The organism is Aquidulcibacter sp. (assembly GCF_049239865.1).
Taxonomy (GTDB): Bacteria; Pseudomonadota; Alphaproteobacteria; order Caulobacterales; family Aquidulcibacteraceae; genus Aquidulcibacter.
In genome coordinates this window covers 1-14,683 of the sequence record NZ_JBMLTR010000016.1, presented here as the reverse complement: position 1 = coordinate 14,683, position 14,683 = coordinate 1, and the positions used below count along the sequence as shown (strand labels likewise).

General features: G+C 58.3%; 15 protein-coding genes and 1 tRNA gene. 8 read left to right on the top strand and 8 right to left on the bottom strand.

Going from position 1 to position 14,683, the window contains the following annotated elements; translation table 11 throughout:
• Positions 1-196: 196 nt before the first annotated feature.
• Together ACOVRA_RS01790 and ACOVRA_RS01785 are read left to right on the top strand one after the other, a co-directional pair.
• Complete coding sequence (locus ACOVRA_RS01790; RefSeq protein ID WP_421718806.1) at positions 197-2,929, top strand: M14 family zinc carboxypeptidase; 2,733 nt, start codon at positions 197-199, stop codon at positions 2,927-2,929.
• A gap of 579 nt (positions 2,930-3,508) precedes the next feature.
• Positions 3,509-5,656, top strand: coding sequence for an alpha/beta hydrolase family protein (locus tag ACOVRA_RS01785; RefSeq protein ID WP_421718805.1), 2,148 nt, complete (start codon positions 3,509-3,511; stop codon positions 5,654-5,656).
• Between the two features lie 5 nt (positions 5,657-5,661).
• Here the strand turns inward: ACOVRA_RS01785 and ACOVRA_RS01780 are convergent, their stop codons facing one another.
• The 6 genes from ACOVRA_RS01780 to ACOVRA_RS01755 form a co-directional block, all read right to left on the bottom strand.
• On the bottom strand, positions 5,662-6,408 hold the full coding sequence (locus ACOVRA_RS01780) for a gamma-glutamyl-gamma-aminobutyrate hydrolase family protein (RefSeq protein WP_421718804.1): 747 nt from the start codon (positions 6,406-6,408) through the stop codon (positions 5,662-5,664).
• The gene (locus ACOVRA_RS01775; protein ID WP_421718803.1) at positions 6,405-6,854 is read right to left on the bottom strand and encodes a GFA family protein; all 450 of its coding nucleotides are present in this window, start codon (positions 6,852-6,854) and stop codon (positions 6,405-6,407) included. Before ACOVRA_RS01775 ends, ACOVRA_RS01780 begins: the two co-directional genes overlap by 4 nt.
• A 21-nt stretch (positions 6,855-6,875) precedes the next feature.
• Positions 6,876-8,003 (bottom strand): ABC transporter ATP-binding protein, encoded by a 1,128-nt coding sequence (locus ACOVRA_RS01770; protein ID WP_290804592.1) that lies wholly within the window; start codon positions 8,001-8,003, stop codon positions 6,876-6,878.
• A 3-nt stretch (positions 8,004-8,006) separates the two neighbouring features.
• A complete protein-coding gene (locus tag ACOVRA_RS01765; RefSeq protein ID WP_421718802.1) occupies positions 8,007-8,837 on the bottom strand; it encodes an ABC transporter permease in 831 nt (276 codons plus the stop codon).
• On the bottom strand, positions 8,837-9,733 hold the full coding sequence (locus ACOVRA_RS01760; protein WP_298228220.1) for an ABC transporter permease: 897 nt from the start codon (positions 9,731-9,733) through the stop codon (positions 8,837-8,839). Before ACOVRA_RS01760 ends, ACOVRA_RS01765 begins: the two co-directional genes overlap by 1 nt.
• Before the next feature lie 120 nt (positions 9,734-9,853).
• Positions 9,854-10,243 (bottom strand): RusA family crossover junction endodeoxyribonuclease, encoded by a 390-nt coding sequence (locus tag ACOVRA_RS01755; RefSeq protein WP_421718801.1) that lies wholly within the window; start codon positions 10,241-10,243, stop codon positions 9,854-9,856.
• A gap of 252 nt (positions 10,244-10,495) precedes the next feature.
• On the opposite strand from ACOVRA_RS01755, the gene ACOVRA_RS01750 reads away from it, so the two are divergent.
• Positions 10,496-10,759 (top strand): hypothetical protein, encoded by a 264-nt coding sequence (locus tag ACOVRA_RS01750; RefSeq protein ID WP_298228216.1) that lies wholly within the window; start codon positions 10,496-10,498, stop codon positions 10,757-10,759.
• Here the strand turns inward: ACOVRA_RS01750 and ACOVRA_RS01745 are convergent.
• Both ACOVRA_RS01745 and ACOVRA_RS01740 read right to left on the bottom strand, forming a co-directional pair.
• The gene (locus ACOVRA_RS01745; RefSeq protein WP_421718800.1) at positions 10,756-11,271 is read right to left on the bottom strand and encodes a dihydrofolate reductase; all 516 of its coding nucleotides are present in this window, start codon (positions 11,269-11,271) and stop codon (positions 10,756-10,758) included. The two genes, ACOVRA_RS01750 and ACOVRA_RS01745, sit on opposite strands and share 4 nt — an antisense overlap.
• A gap of 23 nt (positions 11,272-11,294) precedes the next feature.
• Complete coding sequence (locus tag ACOVRA_RS01740) at positions 11,295-12,068, bottom strand: ferredoxin--NADP reductase (protein ID WP_298228212.1); 774 nt, start codon at positions 12,066-12,068, stop codon at positions 11,295-11,297.
• Positions 12,069-12,311: 243 nt separating this feature from the next.
• Here ACOVRA_RS01740 and infA point away from each other — a divergent pair, with 243 nt between their 5' ends.
• The 5 genes from infA to ACOVRA_RS01715 all read left to right on the top strand — a co-directional run bounded on the left by infA (position 12,312) and on the right by ACOVRA_RS01715 (position 14,489).
• Positions 12,312-12,530, top strand: coding sequence for a translation initiation factor IF-1 (gene infA, locus ACOVRA_RS01735; RefSeq protein WP_085339458.1), 219 nt, complete (start codon positions 12,312-12,314; stop codon positions 12,528-12,530).
• Positions 12,531-12,540: 10 nt separating this feature from the next.
• Positions 12,541-13,116, top strand: coding sequence for a Maf family protein (locus ACOVRA_RS01730; RefSeq protein WP_421718799.1), 576 nt, complete (start codon positions 12,541-12,543; stop codon positions 13,114-13,116).
• Positions 13,113-14,207 (top strand): ribonuclease E/G, encoded by a 1,095-nt coding sequence (locus tag ACOVRA_RS01725; protein ID WP_298228208.1) that lies wholly within the window; start codon positions 13,113-13,115, stop codon positions 14,205-14,207. The genes ACOVRA_RS01730 and ACOVRA_RS01725 overlap by 4 nt, the downstream gene beginning before the upstream one ends.
• Entirely contained in the window at positions 14,204-14,392 is a 189-nt protein-coding gene (locus ACOVRA_RS01720; protein WP_085339455.1) for a DNA gyrase inhibitor YacG, read from the top strand. The genes ACOVRA_RS01725 and ACOVRA_RS01720 overlap by 4 nt, the downstream gene beginning before the upstream one ends.
• A gap of 21 nt (positions 14,393-14,413) precedes the next feature.
• Positions 14,414-14,489 (top strand) — tRNA-Phe (locus ACOVRA_RS01715).
• The last annotated feature ends 194 nt before the right edge of the window (positions 14,490-14,683 follow it).

Genomic DNA, 14,683 nt, shown 5'->3' with positions numbered 1-14,683 from the left:
GGTCGAGGCGCAATCTGTCTGAGAGAGGAACTGGGTTAAGCATTTTTTTTTGCTTCACTTTCTCAACGACTTACGCAAGGCACGCCGGTCAATTCATGCAGCGTGATGAACAATCCGTGCTAAAGCGTAGGGGCTGGAGAGACTAACAATGCAGAACAATTGGCTGCCGCGGCGTGCATGCGGCTGGACTTCTTGCATGCTGGCCCTGATCATGGCCCTGTTTCTGGCTTACCCTGCGGCTGCCCAGCCGAGCGGCGCAGCACTGATGCCGCCGCAGGTTGCCGCTCGACAGGTGGTGCCGCCGCATGTGTTGCCAGGCACCACCTACAACCCTGCGATCCCCACCCCGACAGACGCACTTGGCTTTGCCCTTGGTGAGCGTCCAGTCCGGCACCATGACCTTCTGGCTTATCTGGGCACGCTGGACAGGCTGTCAGACCGGATCAGCGTCGAGGAAATCGGCCGCTCCCACGAGCGCCGCCCGATCCTGCTACTGAAGATCACCAGCCCGGCCAATCATGCGCGCCTTGAACGGCTGCGCACCGAGCATCTGGGGCGGCTGGAGGCCGGAGTCGAGGCACCTGCCGATGCGCCAGTGTTCGTCTGGGCCAATTTCGGGGTGCACGGTGCCGAGGCGTCGGCTCAGGATGCGGCGCTGGCCACAGTCTACCATTTTGCAGCAGCCACCGGCGGCGAGATCGAGGCGATGCTCGACCGGGCCGTGATCCTGGTGGTCGTTGTCCTCAATCCAGACGGCCACGCGCTGCGGGTCTCGAGGGTAGACCGTTTTTCGGGCGAGGCCGGGGTGAGCGATCCAGGCCATTTCCAGCATAGCGGATGGGGCGAGGCGCGGGTGAACCATTATGGCTTCGATCTCAACCGCGACTGGCTTCTGCTGAGCCAGCCGGAGGCGCGCGCGTGGGTCGGGGCTTGGCAGCGCTGGGTCCCGCAACTGTCACTGGACCATCACGAGATGGGCTCCAACAGCAGCTTCTATTTCCACCCCGGAGAGCCGCGACGGACGAATGCCTTGATTACACGGCGGCAGACCGAACTAGCAGACCGGATTGCAGGCTACCATTCCCGCGCGCTCGATCCTGATGGCGTGCTCTATTATGCCGAGGAGGGGTTCGATAACTTCTACATCGGCAAGGGATCGACCTATCCGCAGGTCAATGGCGGCGTTGGCATCCTGTACGAAGCGGGCACTGCCGCTGGCGGCGCGGTCGAGGGCCGCAACGGCCTTCGCACCTATGCCGAGAACATCCGGCTACAGTTCCGCGCCAATCTGGCCGCCGTCACTGGCGCGGTTGAGATCCGGCGCGACCTGACCGCATCGCAAAGCGCCTTCTTCCGGCAGGCGCGCGCCAGCGCCCGCGCATCCGGACCAGCGGCTTATGTAGTTGCCGCCCCCGATGATCCGGCACGGATGCAGCGGTTCCTGGGGCTTCTGGCCGCCCATGGCGTGACGGCCCATGCGCTGTCCGAGACCATCGAGGCCGGTGGCCGACGGTTCGAGGCGGGGCGCGCCTATCTGGTGCCCACCGACCAGCGGCAGGCCGCCATGGTGCGCGGCATCTTCGAGACGCCGAAGTCCTTCGAGGAGAACGTCTTCTATGACGTGTCCGCTTGGACCATGCCGCTGGCCTATGACTTGGACTGGGCCGCCTTGGAGCCAGGTGCGTTCCGTCCTCGGCTTTTGGGAGAGCGGGCGCGCGGCGGGTTTGATCGTCAAGCGGCAACCGCACCCGATCTGGCAGAAGGGCCCTATGGCTATGTCGTGCGGTGGAGCGACCGCGCCGCGCCGCGCGTGGCGGGCGAGTTACTGCGCGCGGGCCTGCTGGTGCGCGCGGCCTCGGCTCCGTTCGAAGCGGCAACACCCTCCGGACCAGTGGCGTTCGGGCGCGGCGCGCTGTTCGTGCCGACCGCCGGGCAACAGATGGATGCGGCCGCCATACACGCCCTGATGGGCAGGCTGGTGCGAGAAGACGGCGCGATGATTGCGCCCATTGTGTCAGGCCGTACGCCCAGCCCCGCCACAGACCTTGGCGGCAACAAGTCCTGGACCACGGTCACACGGCCTGAAATTCTGCTGCTGTTCACGGGCGACGCGCCGCGCATGGAAGCCGGAGAGGCCTGGTGGCTACTGGACCACGAGATGGGCCTGCCAGTCACGCTGCGCCGCGCTAGCGAGCTTAGCCGGACAGAGCTGTCACGCTATACGCATATTCTAGTTCTGGGTGGTGTCTCGTCCGGCTGGACCCGGGCCGAAACCGATTCGCTGACGCGCTGGACCCGGGGCGGCGGGGTGCTAATCGCCAGTGGTGCAGCAGCCCAGTGGGCGCAGCGAGCCTTCGCGGCCGAGACCGGCGAGGCAGCCGCTGCGGGTGCCAGCCCGTCCGCGCGGCCTGCAGCAGGACCTGCGCTAGCGCCCGTGAGTGATGGCAATGAGGCCAGAACTCCTGACCAACCAACAGCGCGGCCAGCCCAGCCACCGCGCGACCGGCGCGATTTTGATCGCATGGAAACTGGCGAGACCGAGCACATCATCGCGGGCGCCCTGTTCCAGTCCGACCTTGATCCGAGCCATCCGCTGGCGTTCGGCCATAGCGACCGGGACCTTGCAATCATGAAGCTCGGCACCGCCGTGCTCGAGTGGCCACGGGAGGATGCGTATGCCGTTGTGGCCCGCTACCGCGAGGCACCACTCCTGGCGGGCTATGCCTCGCGCACATCCATCGCCCGTGTGGCCGGGGCGCCCGCCGTCACCGCCACCCAGCGCGGAACGGGCACGCTGGTGCTGTTTGCCGACAACCCCACCTTCCGGGGCACATTCCCCGGCACAGAGCGCCTCCTGCTCAACGCGATCTTCATGAACCGCCATATCCGAGGTCCCCGCGCCCCGGACCTCTCGGACGAAACTGACTGATCGAAGTGGGAGTGATCCCGACATGGGGTTCGGCTCACGTCATCGTGCATATCTCTGGGTGTGGTCAACTTTGATGTAGTGGACTTGTCAGAACTTCAATGGTGGAACCCAAAAAACGCGCGCTTGGGAGCTCGAACATGGAAGACATACTTTCCAAGCCTTGACTGCTAATAGTGCAGCGCCAGAGACTGCAATCGAGGTCTGAGCGAAATAATAAACGGTATCCAACGCAATCTTTCAGGGAAGAGAATCAAGTCCGCGCGAGAAAACTTTAAATACAAATTCCCTGATCTATCACAAATGTCTGCTCTGGAGCGCGCAACAAAAGTAACTGATTGACCTAGTCTGGCGCAAAGCAGACCAAAGCTAAACTAAAAGGAGGGGTAGCTGAGGCCTAATAAAAGTGTTCTGCGCCGCAGGGTGCGTTCCATCACGAATCGCAAATCGAAAGGATCGCGCAACACGAGTTGCGCGCCTTTGCGCTCCTGAATTGAGCACGCACCTAAAATCCACCCCCTTGCCAACTCAATTCTAGGCAATAAGCTGCCATGCTTGAATTACGGGTGAGTGGGAACAAAAATGAGTAGTGGTTTGGTGCGTCGGCTTGTTGTGGCTTCTGTAGCAGCGCTTGTTTTGGGATCGGGAAGCGGCCCAGCTGTGCAGGCCCAGGCGGCACCTGATGTGGTCCCAACCAGTTATGAGCGGCCTCGACTTGATGAGTTCTGGGGTGGTTCGTTTTTTACCGACGCGGTCGTCTCGCCCAATGGTCGGGTCTTGGCGACCGTCAAATTTGTCGGGGCAGAATCCGCCATCGAACTCTATGACATGCAAGAAGCGCGCACCAAGAGGGCGGGCGGACTCGACATGCCATTCCACGTCTATGCGCTTGAATGGAAAGACCAGAACCGCCTGTTGTTAACGGGTTGGGATCGGGAAAGTCGGCTGGGGGTATGGGTTTGGACAATTGGGGAAGCACGGGCCAAAAAGCTGTTCCGATTTGACGGGCAAGACGATGATTACGCCCCAGATCCCAAATTCGATACCGAAGAAGAAGAAATCAGCTTCTATATGAAGCGCGACGATGCACGGCGCGCAAAGCCGCGCCCGGATCGGACTTGGATCGTTTCCCGGCTGCAAGCCGATCCTGACCGAGTATTAATTGGCACCCGGCTAGACAATGTAGATCGCTTGGTCTCGGTTAATCTCACCTCACTTGAAACCAAAGTCCTTGATGAAGCAGCGCCGGACCAATGGACCGAGTGGTTCATTTCGGCAAGCGGTGTGCCGTTGATCCGGCGTGAGCAAGCAAGGCGCGGGTCTTCGGTGCGTTTGGTTCGTCTAGCTCAGGGCGCCGCACCCGCGACCACCTTGGCCGAGTTTCCGTTCGAAGAGCATTCTAGTTTCGATGTGATTGGCCCGTCGGAGAAGCCCGATCACGTGACGGTGCGGGCCAGACGGGGCAATGATGAGTTTGCCGCCATCTATGATTATGATGTGGTCGCCAAGACCTTCTCTGAGCCGCGGATTGCCTCCACCAAATACGATATGGACGATGTGATCTTTGACACCAACAATGGCCTCGTTGCGGGCATTGAGGCCGGGCGCGGTTCGCAATTTGTGGCACTTGACCCCAAGGATCGGGCGCGATTTGAGGAAATTCAAAAGCGGGCCCCAGCAGGCACCGTACTCAAGATCAAATCCATCTCGCCGGACGATGGCTTGTGGACGGTCGAGACCGAGTCCCCAACCGACCCCGGTAGTCTGTGGGTGCATGACGCACGCTTCAATCGCATGCTGAAAATTGGCCAGACCGATCGTGTCTTGAATGAAACCAGCATTGGGACCGCGACTTGGTTGGATTATCAGGCGCGCGATGGTCAAGCTTTAGAAGCCTTGTTGCTGGCACCCGTCGGTGCCCAAGAAACCATGATGCCCTTAATTGTCATGCCCCATGGTGGACCCCACGGCGTTTCTACCGACAATGATTGGGACCGCTTGGCGGCCTTTTTGACCAGTCGCGGCTATTTAGTCGCCCAGCCCAATTTCCGCGGTTCGGGCAGCAAAGGGCGCAGCTTTGCCTTGGCTGGCTATCGCCAATGGGGCGGGCGCATGCAGGACGACGTCACCGATTTGGTCGGGCATTTGGTCAAAACAGGTCGCGTTGACCCCAAACGGGTTGCCATCGTCGGTGGCTCTTACGGTGGCTATGCGGCCCTTGCAGGGGCAGCTTTGACGCCGAGCCTGTATCAATGCGCTGCCTCGATCAATGGGGTCGCGGATTTGACGACGCAAATGGACTGGGTCAACCGCTTTGACAGTCCTTTGGTTTCGGCCTTCTGGAAGCGCACGATGGGGGACCCCGCAGTTGATCGCGCTGCGATGGACCGGGTTTCGCCGCTGAAGCAAGTCAATGCCATCAAAGTCCCTGTGTTGCTGCTGGCAGGGGAACTCGATGACATTGTAGACCCCAAGAATAGTCAGTTGATGTATGATGCGCTCAGCGCTAACGGAAAGACCGCGCGTCTCGTGCGTTTTCCCCGCATGAAGCACGCGCCAGAGCGCTATGTGGAATCAGCCAATGTCTTTGGCGAGATTGACTACTTCATGCAAAATTGCATTGGCAGCGAAAAGCTAAACTCTGGCCCTCCCGCCAATCGGGCGAACAAGCGGGAGGCTTTGGTAATTTCCGATACCAGCGGGGCGGTGCCGGCTAAGCAGCCGAAGTAGGGGGCCTAAAGCGCGCCACCGCGCAAGACGCGGCCCATGAGGCCGAAGAGTTTGCGGCTGTTCTCATTGGCTTCGGGCTTCCACTCGGGGTGCCATTGGACGGCGAGGACGGGGCCGCCGCGGGCGGTGCTGGAAAAGGCTTCAACCACGCCATCGGGCGCGCGGGCTTCGACGCGCAAGTCGGCGCCCAGCTTGTCCACGCCCTGATAATGGACGGAATTGACCTTGATTTCGGCTTGGCCAATGGCGGCCAGAATGGCCCCGCCTTCTTCCAGCCGCACGTCATGCTCATGCGCAAACATGGCATCAAAGCTTACCCCATCGGGCGAATGATGTTGGAAGGCCCGTGCTGGGTCGGCCATGTCGCGGCGCAGCGTGCCACCAAAATGGACGTTTAGCTCTTGAAAGCCCCGGCAAATGCCGAAAACGGGCTTGCCAGCCTTCAGCATCACATCGGCTAAGGCCATCGCCATCTCATCGCGGTTTGGGTCAAATGGCCCGGGTGCGTCCTCAATCGCCTCGCCATAGCGATGGGGCTGCATATTGGAGGGAGAACCTGTCAACAACAGCCCGTCGAGGCGGCCCGCCACGGTTTCTGCGTCGACAAAGGCGGGCAGAGAGGGGATCAATAGCGGGATGGCATCCACATGCGGGCTGACGCCATAGAGATAGCGCTCCATCACGGCTTGCGCATATTCGGTGCCGACATGGCGTTGGCAACAAATCATGCCGAGGATGGGTCGTGCGTTCATGTGGATCGAGCCATAAATTCTTGGATGAGGCCGCCAAATTTCTCATGCGGCGGGAATTTTTCATAAGCGTGCTGGGCACCAATCTCAACCCAGTCGAGTTTTTCCGCCGTGCAGGTCTCAAGGAAGGGCGGGCTCTGGTCGGGCGCATCAAACATCGTCGCGCGCACATTGATGAAGTCACCAATGGTGGATGAGACTTTGGTATAGACCCAGCTGGAGCATTCAGGGCAGACATAATGGACCGGGCTGGCCTTCATGCCGCCTTGCACCGGATTGCCGGAAAGAAGCTCAAAATTCGCCCCGGCATACATTTCGCTCAAAGAGAAAGCGCTCGCCGTCATGCGTTGGCAGCCCTTGCAATGGCAGGCCATGGTGAGAAGGACGGGCGGCTTGGCCTGAAAGCGGACTTGGCCACACCGACACCTGCCCAGCTTTCCGTGCTTCATATCCTGCATCTGAGTGCCCGCTTAGCTCTGCAACAAGACTGGGCTATCGCCATGCCAGCGCAGCCAGACTTCGTCGTCCCATGTGAAATCCTCTTGATCCCAGCGCGACAGATTGGGGCGCGAGACCTGCATGCGCCGACCATTGACCAGATCAATCTCATAAATGCTTTCGCTGCCGAGGTAGGAGATCTGCCGCACCGTGCCTGCCGTCACATTACAGCCCGAAGGCGCATCTTCTGGCGTTGGCGGGGCCGCACCTTCCTCACGCTTGAGGAGCTCGATCTTTTCAGGGCGAATACCAACCCACATTTTCTCGCCCCCGGCACCCGACACGCCATGGTCAAAGAAGATCCGCCCGCCCAGCTCTTCAGACTGGACGATGGCGTGGTCCGGCTCGTCGACTTCGAGCGTGCCTTCAAACAAATTCACGCTGCCAATGAAGTCAGCGACAAATTTGTTGGCGGGAAATTCATAGAGGTTAGAGGGCGTGGCCGTTTGCATCAGTTTGCCCCGGTCCATCACCGCGCAGCGACCAGCCATGGCCAGCGCTTCGTCCTGATCATGCGTCACCATCACAAAGGTGATGCCAACCTTGTCTTGCAGTTCGGCCAGTTCAAAGCGCATGGCTTCGCGCAGTTTGGCGTCGAGCGCGCTTAAAGGCTCGTCCAGCAACAGCACCTTCGGCTTTTTGACGAGCGCGCGGGCCAGAGCGACGCGCTGGCGCTGACCACCACTCATCTGATCGGGCTTGCGCTCTGCCAAATGATCGAGCTTAACGTCGGCCAAAGCGGCCATCACGCGGCCATATTGGTCAGCCTTGGCGACATTGTCGAACTTGAGGCCATAGGCCACATTTTCAAACACCGTCATATGCGGGAAGACGGCATAGGATTGGAATACCATGTTCACTGGCCGCTTGTTGGGTGGGATGGTCGACATATCGACGCCATCGATGAAGATCTTGCCTTCGCTGGGCATTTCAAAACCGGCCAACATGCGCAGCAGGGTTGTCTTGCCGCAGCCTGAAGGGCCGAGCAGCGCAAAGAATTCCCCGCGTGGGATTTCCAAAGTCACACGGTCAACGGCTGTCACCTTGCCATAGCGTTTGGAAACTTCTTCGACCCGAATAATGGTGTCACGATCACTCATGGCTCAGCTCTCTTTGGTGGTTGCGGCTTGGGCGCGCAGGGCAAGGACGGTGGCAACCACCGTGATCAGGATGATGATGGTGGAGGCGGCATTGACCTCTGGCGTCACCGAGAAGCGCACCATGGAATAGACTTTGACTGGGAAAGTGATGGTGCCGGGACCCGAGGCAAAGAAGGTGATCACAAAATCATCCAGCGACAAGGTAAAGGCCAAGAGGCCACCGGCGATCAGGCCGGGCTTCATGTGGGGTATGATGACATCGCGGAAAGCCTGAAAGGGGCTGGCCCCCAGATCGAGTGCGGCGGCCTCTAATTCAGGGTTAAAACCCTCTAACCTCGCGCGCACCACAATGGCGACAAAGGGGAAGGCGAAGGTCACATGCGCAAGAATGATCTGCGTCAGATTGAACGGATAGGGCAGATCATTGGGAAAGCCGACTTTGGCAAAGAACATCAAAACCGCCACGCCAAAGCAGATTTCTGGCACCACGATCGGCAAGCTCATGCCGCTTTCAAGTGGGCCCTTGAACGGGAATTTGAAGCGCCAGAAGGCAAAGGCCATCAAAGCTCCCAGAACGACAGAAATGACGGTGCAGACGCCCGCAATCAAAAGCGAATTGAACAAGGCTTCGCGCAATTGCGTGTTCTCAAACGCCTTGACGTACCATTTGAACGTGAAGCCCTTCCAGACGATATTGGCCTTAGAATCGTTGAAACTGAACAGGATCAGGATCATCAGAGGCGTGTAAAGGAAGATAAATACCCCAGCCAACCACGCCTTCATGGCGGGCATATTGAGGTAGTCTAAGGGCGCGCGGGCAACTTTCTTGGCCATTAGTGTGCGCCCACCTTTCCGCCCTTACGCTCCATAAAGGCGCGAATGGCAAAGAAGATCAGCGTGATATACATCAGGATGAAGGACAAAGCGGCCCCAAATGGCCAGTCATTGGCGCGCTTGAACTGCCGCTCAATCAGACTGGCGATCATCAGATCATCTGGCCCACCCAACAGGTCTGGCGTCAAATAAGCGCCCAATGCTGGGATAAAGGTGATCACAAGGCCAGCCGCGATACCAGGCGCCGCAAGCGGCACAATGATGCGCCTTATGGTTTCTAAATGACCCGCGCCCAAATCAAGGCTCGCCTCAATCAAGCTTTTGTCCAAACGGTCAAGCGCGGCATAAAGCGGCAGAACCATGAAGGGAAGATGCACATAAACAAGCCCTACCACCACCGCGAACTTGTTATAGAGCAAGGGCAGGGGCTCAAACGTCCCCATTTGCATGCCGGTTAGCGCCAAGAGGCCATGCAGGCCCTCCAGTCCCGAATTGATGACGCCAGACGTGCGCATCACCGCGATCAGCGCATAGGTGCGGATCAAAAGATTGGTCCAAAACGGCAGCATGATCAGCAACAACAGCCAGGTCTTTTGCTTCTCATCGGCAAAGGTCATGGCCAGCGCGACAGGAAATGCCACTACAAGGCAAATCAAGGTGGTGACCATCGCCAAGACGACTGAATCGCCCATCACTTTCAGGACTTCGGGCGAAAAGGCCTTAGCATAATTGGAGAATGTGCCGGTGATCGCGACCTCAACGGGGCCAACATTCTCGCCGACCGAATAGGCCCAAACCATGGCCATTGGCACGACAAAAAATATCATAAACCAAATGACTGGCAGCGCGATGGTCGCGCGGAAAAAAGTCTTATCTTCGCGCCAATCTTGCATCATCCGCCCTCATGAAGCTTTGTCCATCCATTTCAATCCCATACTTCTAGGTCTGTCGAGGGCTATATCGTCTTTTTACTGACTTTGTTGTAACAAATTGTCTCTGTGCCGTATCAAGAGGCATTAATCATGTGCCGCTTCTTGGTTGTCTCGGGGCCAAGCCCGAACCAAAACCCGCTCGGACTCCGCCCAGCGCTTTTCAACCACCAGACGCATGACTTGGGCATCATCGAAAAACACCGCGCCTTTGATGCCGTCTAACACCGCCTTGGCGACATTATCGAGGTCAATCGCCGGATAGTCCCGATTAAGGTCGATCAAAATTTCCACCTCGAACTCGCCATAACGAGGACGAATCTTCATGTCGGTCCGCAACAGGCGGTCGAGCTTTTGCTTATAGACTTTCGATTGGGACGTGACCTCAAGGATGAGGAATTCAGCCATTGGGCCAATCTGACGGCCCTTTGTAGCCCCGCTGCCACGCCAGGGTTCTGGTATTTCTGGCTCAGACAAGGGGGGGCTCAATGATCAAAAGTGGATAGGCTTTGTCATCATGTAGACCCAAGTCTGATTTAGCAAGATGAGATCGACAGAGGCCCAAAAAGGTACCGCGATCAATAAATTCAGGTATTCACACATCGCGTGTACATCCAAGCAAGTCGTCGGCAACTAATTGTAAATAATCTTGCGGGTAAGGTTAGAATCCGCGATAGTTCAACCGTTTTCGAACAAAACGTTTTTCAGACTTTTAAAGTGGAGGCGACATTGCAAAATAACCGCACCCCAGATGATCAGAATCAATTACTCGGCGTTCGCATTGATACTGATGTTGCCCTGCGCATGACCCGCACCTTGTGGGAAGTGTTGAGCCAACATGACCCCATTTTACGCGATAAACTTGCCCATGCCCTGCAGTCGGAAATTGATGGTCTGGCACTGCAGGAAGAATTGGATGAAGGCGGTAAGCCCGGCAATGACGGGGCCACCCTGCAAATCCTGAAGCTCTATCAGGCTGTCAAAGCCGCCTAAGCTTTTCGATCCAGAACACGCACCACGAAGTCATGATCGTCCTTTGGGCCAGCAGCGAACTCTGTGCGCGCGCTTTCTGTCCAATCTGATTCATCGAAAGCCGGGAAGAAAGCGGTTCCCACCGGGGCTGCATTCACGTCTGTTAAGTACAGGCGATCAGCGAGGGGGAGGGCCTCGGCATAGATTTGCCCGCCACCAATGACGCAGATTTCGCTTTGCTGGGCGGTCTTAGCCATGGCTTTTGCGGCTTCAATGGCAAGCGCAAGGCTGGTCCAGATGCTGGCACCTTGAGCTTGAAAATCAGTATCGCGGGTGATGACTAAATTCGGCCGACCTGGCAAAGGCCTGCCAATCGAATCCCGCGTCTTGCGCCCCATGATGACGGGCTTGCCAAGGGTGATGGCTTTGAAGTTTTTAAGGTCACTTCCCAAGCGCCAAGGCAAGTCATTATCCACCCCAATCACATGATTGCGGCCACGTGCGACAACGAGGCAAAGCTTGATGGACTCCATTGTCGAGGCCTAGCACCAATCGCTCAGCCGACAAATGCCTTTTCATAGACAAATTGACCGGGCTGGCTGACCGAGCCTTCTGTGAAGCCCGCTTCTTCAAACATCGCTTTGCAGGAAGCCAGCATTTCCATCGAACCGCAAATCATGCCGCGATCAACTTCTGGATTGAACGGGGGCAGATCGTGCTCCTGAAAGAAACTGCCATCAGCGACGCGGGTGGGCAGGCGGCCCTTGGGGTTTTGTGCCTCGCGCGTGGCGGCGGTATCAAGGATCAGCTTGCCAGCCACGATATACTCGCCCACCAACGGATCGTCTTTCAGGCTGGCGACCAGCTCAATCCCATAGGTCAATTCGTCAGCGGTGCGGCAGGTTTGGGTCAGGATGACTTCGTCAAAGCGCTCATAGGTTTCAGGATCGCGGATCAGGCTGGCAAAGGGTGCTATGCCCGTCCCCGTCGCCACCATATAAAGCCGCTTTCCGGGCAACAGCGCATCCAACACCAAAGTGCCGACAGGCTTACGCCCCACCAGCACGGTTTGGCCGACTTCGATGTTGCAGAGCTTTGAGGTCAAAGGCCCATCTGGCACTTTGATTGAGTAGAATTCCAATTCCTCGTCCCAATTCGGGCTGGCAATGGAATAGGCCCGCACCAATGGCTTACCCTCAATCTCAAGGCCCATCATCACAAACTCGCCTGTCCGGAACCGGAAGGCTGGCGAACGCGTTGTGCGGAAGCGGAAAAGACGGTCGGTATAGTGCTGGACAGCCAGCACGGTTTCAGTGGTAAAGGCGGACACGGGGATAAAGCTCTCTGATTAGTCTTGGCCCTTCAGATGGGCGAAAACAGGCTGTGCCGCAAGACGGACGCAGATGAAACTGACAGGAGCATTTAGAGGAACTGGCCCACCTGTGGCACCTAGGCCCCATTTCAACAGCTTCAACATCCATGCCACTGGCTTTTTACCCCCAAAACAGACTATAGAGCGCGCCAATCAAGCTGAGTTGTCAGCCCAACAGGTCATTTGCGGCCGGGAGACCCAATGTCAAAAGAAGAATTGCTCGAATTTCAAGGTACCGTGGTAGAACTTCTACCCAATGCCACTTTCCGCATCCGTCTTGAAAACGAACATGAAATTATTGGCCACACGGCTGGTAAATTGCGTAAGAACCGCATTCGCGTGCTAGCTGGCGATAAAGTTCTGGTCGAAATGACCCCCTATGACCTGACCAAGGGCCGGGTCACCTATCGCTTCCGGTAACACAAGTCCCATGAAGCTTATTCTGGCGAGCGCATCGCCGCGCCGACAAGAGCTTCTGGCCAGAGTCGGGATTGTACCCGACACGATTTGTCCAGCCGATCTGGACGAAACACCTCTGCCCCAAGAAACAGCGCGTCAGCATGGGTTGCGCTTGGCTTGTGCCAAAGCAGAAGCCGTCGCGCGCGATAATCCAAATGATCTGATCCTTGCCGCCGACACCGTGGTGTCGGTGGGGCGCAGGCTGTTGCCCAAAGCCGAAACGCGTGAACAGGCTTTGGCGTGCCTCAATCTACTCTCTGGCCGCAATCATCGCGTGACGACCGCAGTCGCCGTCCAGCGCGGTGAAGCTAAGGCAAGCCGGGCGGTGGAAACCCGCCTGACCTTTAAGCGCCTCAGCGAGGCAGAGATCCGCTTTTATCTCGATAGCGAGCAATGGATGGGGAAGGCCGGTGGCTATGGCATTCAGGGCCTCGCTGGTGCCTTTTGCACCCAATTACATGGCTCGTGGGAGGGCGTGATGGGCCTGCCACTCTTTGAGACCGTCTCTCTACTCGAGGGCTTTGGCTATAAAAGGGCCTTATCATGAACGCGCCCAAACCGCCGACCCGTGAGATCGTCATTCATGAGCGCATTGGCGAGCTGCGTGCCGCTTTGTTCGACCGCGACCGGATTGTGGAGCTGCGCTTAGAGCGTTGGTCCACCCATGAAAGCCGGGTGCGCTGGGGGCAGATTTATGCAGGCCGCGTCACCGCGATTGATGGCCGCATTGGTGGCGCTTTTGTCGATTTGGGCGTGGGCGAGCCTGCCTTTGCGCCATTCGGTCGCGAGCGCGAGGCAGAGCTGCGCGTCGGTGCTGCAGTCGCAGTCCGTATTGTGCGCGAGGCTGAAGGCGGCAAGGGCCCCGCACTCGCCTATGAAGGCCTCGCCCCGCAAGGTCCTTGCCCACGTCTCTTGGAAGATGCCACGCCCTGGCAGGGCTGGCCGGGGGAGCCGCGTGAGGCCGATGAAGACGAGATTGACCGGATTGATGCCGCCTTTGAAGCCGCCCTGCACACCGAAGTGCCGATCGCGGGCGGTGGGCGGCTAACGATTGAGCGCACGCGCGCCTTGACCGCTGTGGATGTCGATAGTGCCAATCGCGAAACCGGCGGTACCGATCCCGCCCGCTTTGCCCGTGGCCTCAACCTCGCCGCAGTGCCCGAAATCGTGCGGCAAATCCGCTTGCGCGGCTTGGGCGGCCTGATTTGTGTGGATTTCACCGGGCCGCGCCGCAAGGGCGATGCCGAGGCGCTGACCAAGGCGCTCATCAGTGCGTTTGACGCGGAGAAAAATGGCGGCGTTGCCGCACCCAAAACAGAGGTCCTACCCGTTTCGCGCTTTGGCATTGCCGAAATCGCCCGTCAAAAGCGCCGCCAAGCTTTAGCTGACATCTGCCTCGATGCGGCAGGCCAGCCAACGGCAGAGACTTTGGCAATAGAAGGCATTAATCGGCTGGCCGCAGCCCTGAAAGGGGCCAAAGGCCGCACCGTAACCCTTTATGCCCCAGCTGCCCCTCTGGCCTTTTTGGAAGCTGACCCTATTGGCTGGCGGCAGGATATTGCCGACACGATTGGCGGCCAGTTTCACCTGCGCCTCGGCCGTCCTAACCAAACCCAATGTGAGGTGGTGATCGCATGAGCCGGACCTGTCCTGAATGTGGCAAGCCCACCGAGCACGCCTATCGGCCCTTCTGCTCCAAGCGCTGCGCCGACCTCGATCTGGGCCGCTGGCTCAATGGTTCGTATGCAATTCCTGTTCAAGAAGAGGATAATGGCATACCCGATGCAGAGGACCCCGTGGACAGAGACAATTTGATCCGCTAAACGCCTGCCTCCCGACAGGTTGCCCGGATAGCTCAGTCGGTAGAGCAGCGGATTGAAAATCCGCGTGTCGCTGGTTCGATTCCGGCTCCGGGCACCACTTTTCTTTCATAGCCACTTCCAGTGCAGCGATCAGGTGCCACAGCACGCACCCCTTCCGCACCCCAATTGACAGCGCTGACAATATGGGGAACGATGGCCCCCAATCTCGACAAACTGGCATTGTTGCTATGCAGGTCGGGGTGATCAAGGCAGACTGATGGAAAAGGGGAGGGTGCTGTGGGTCTGTTCTTT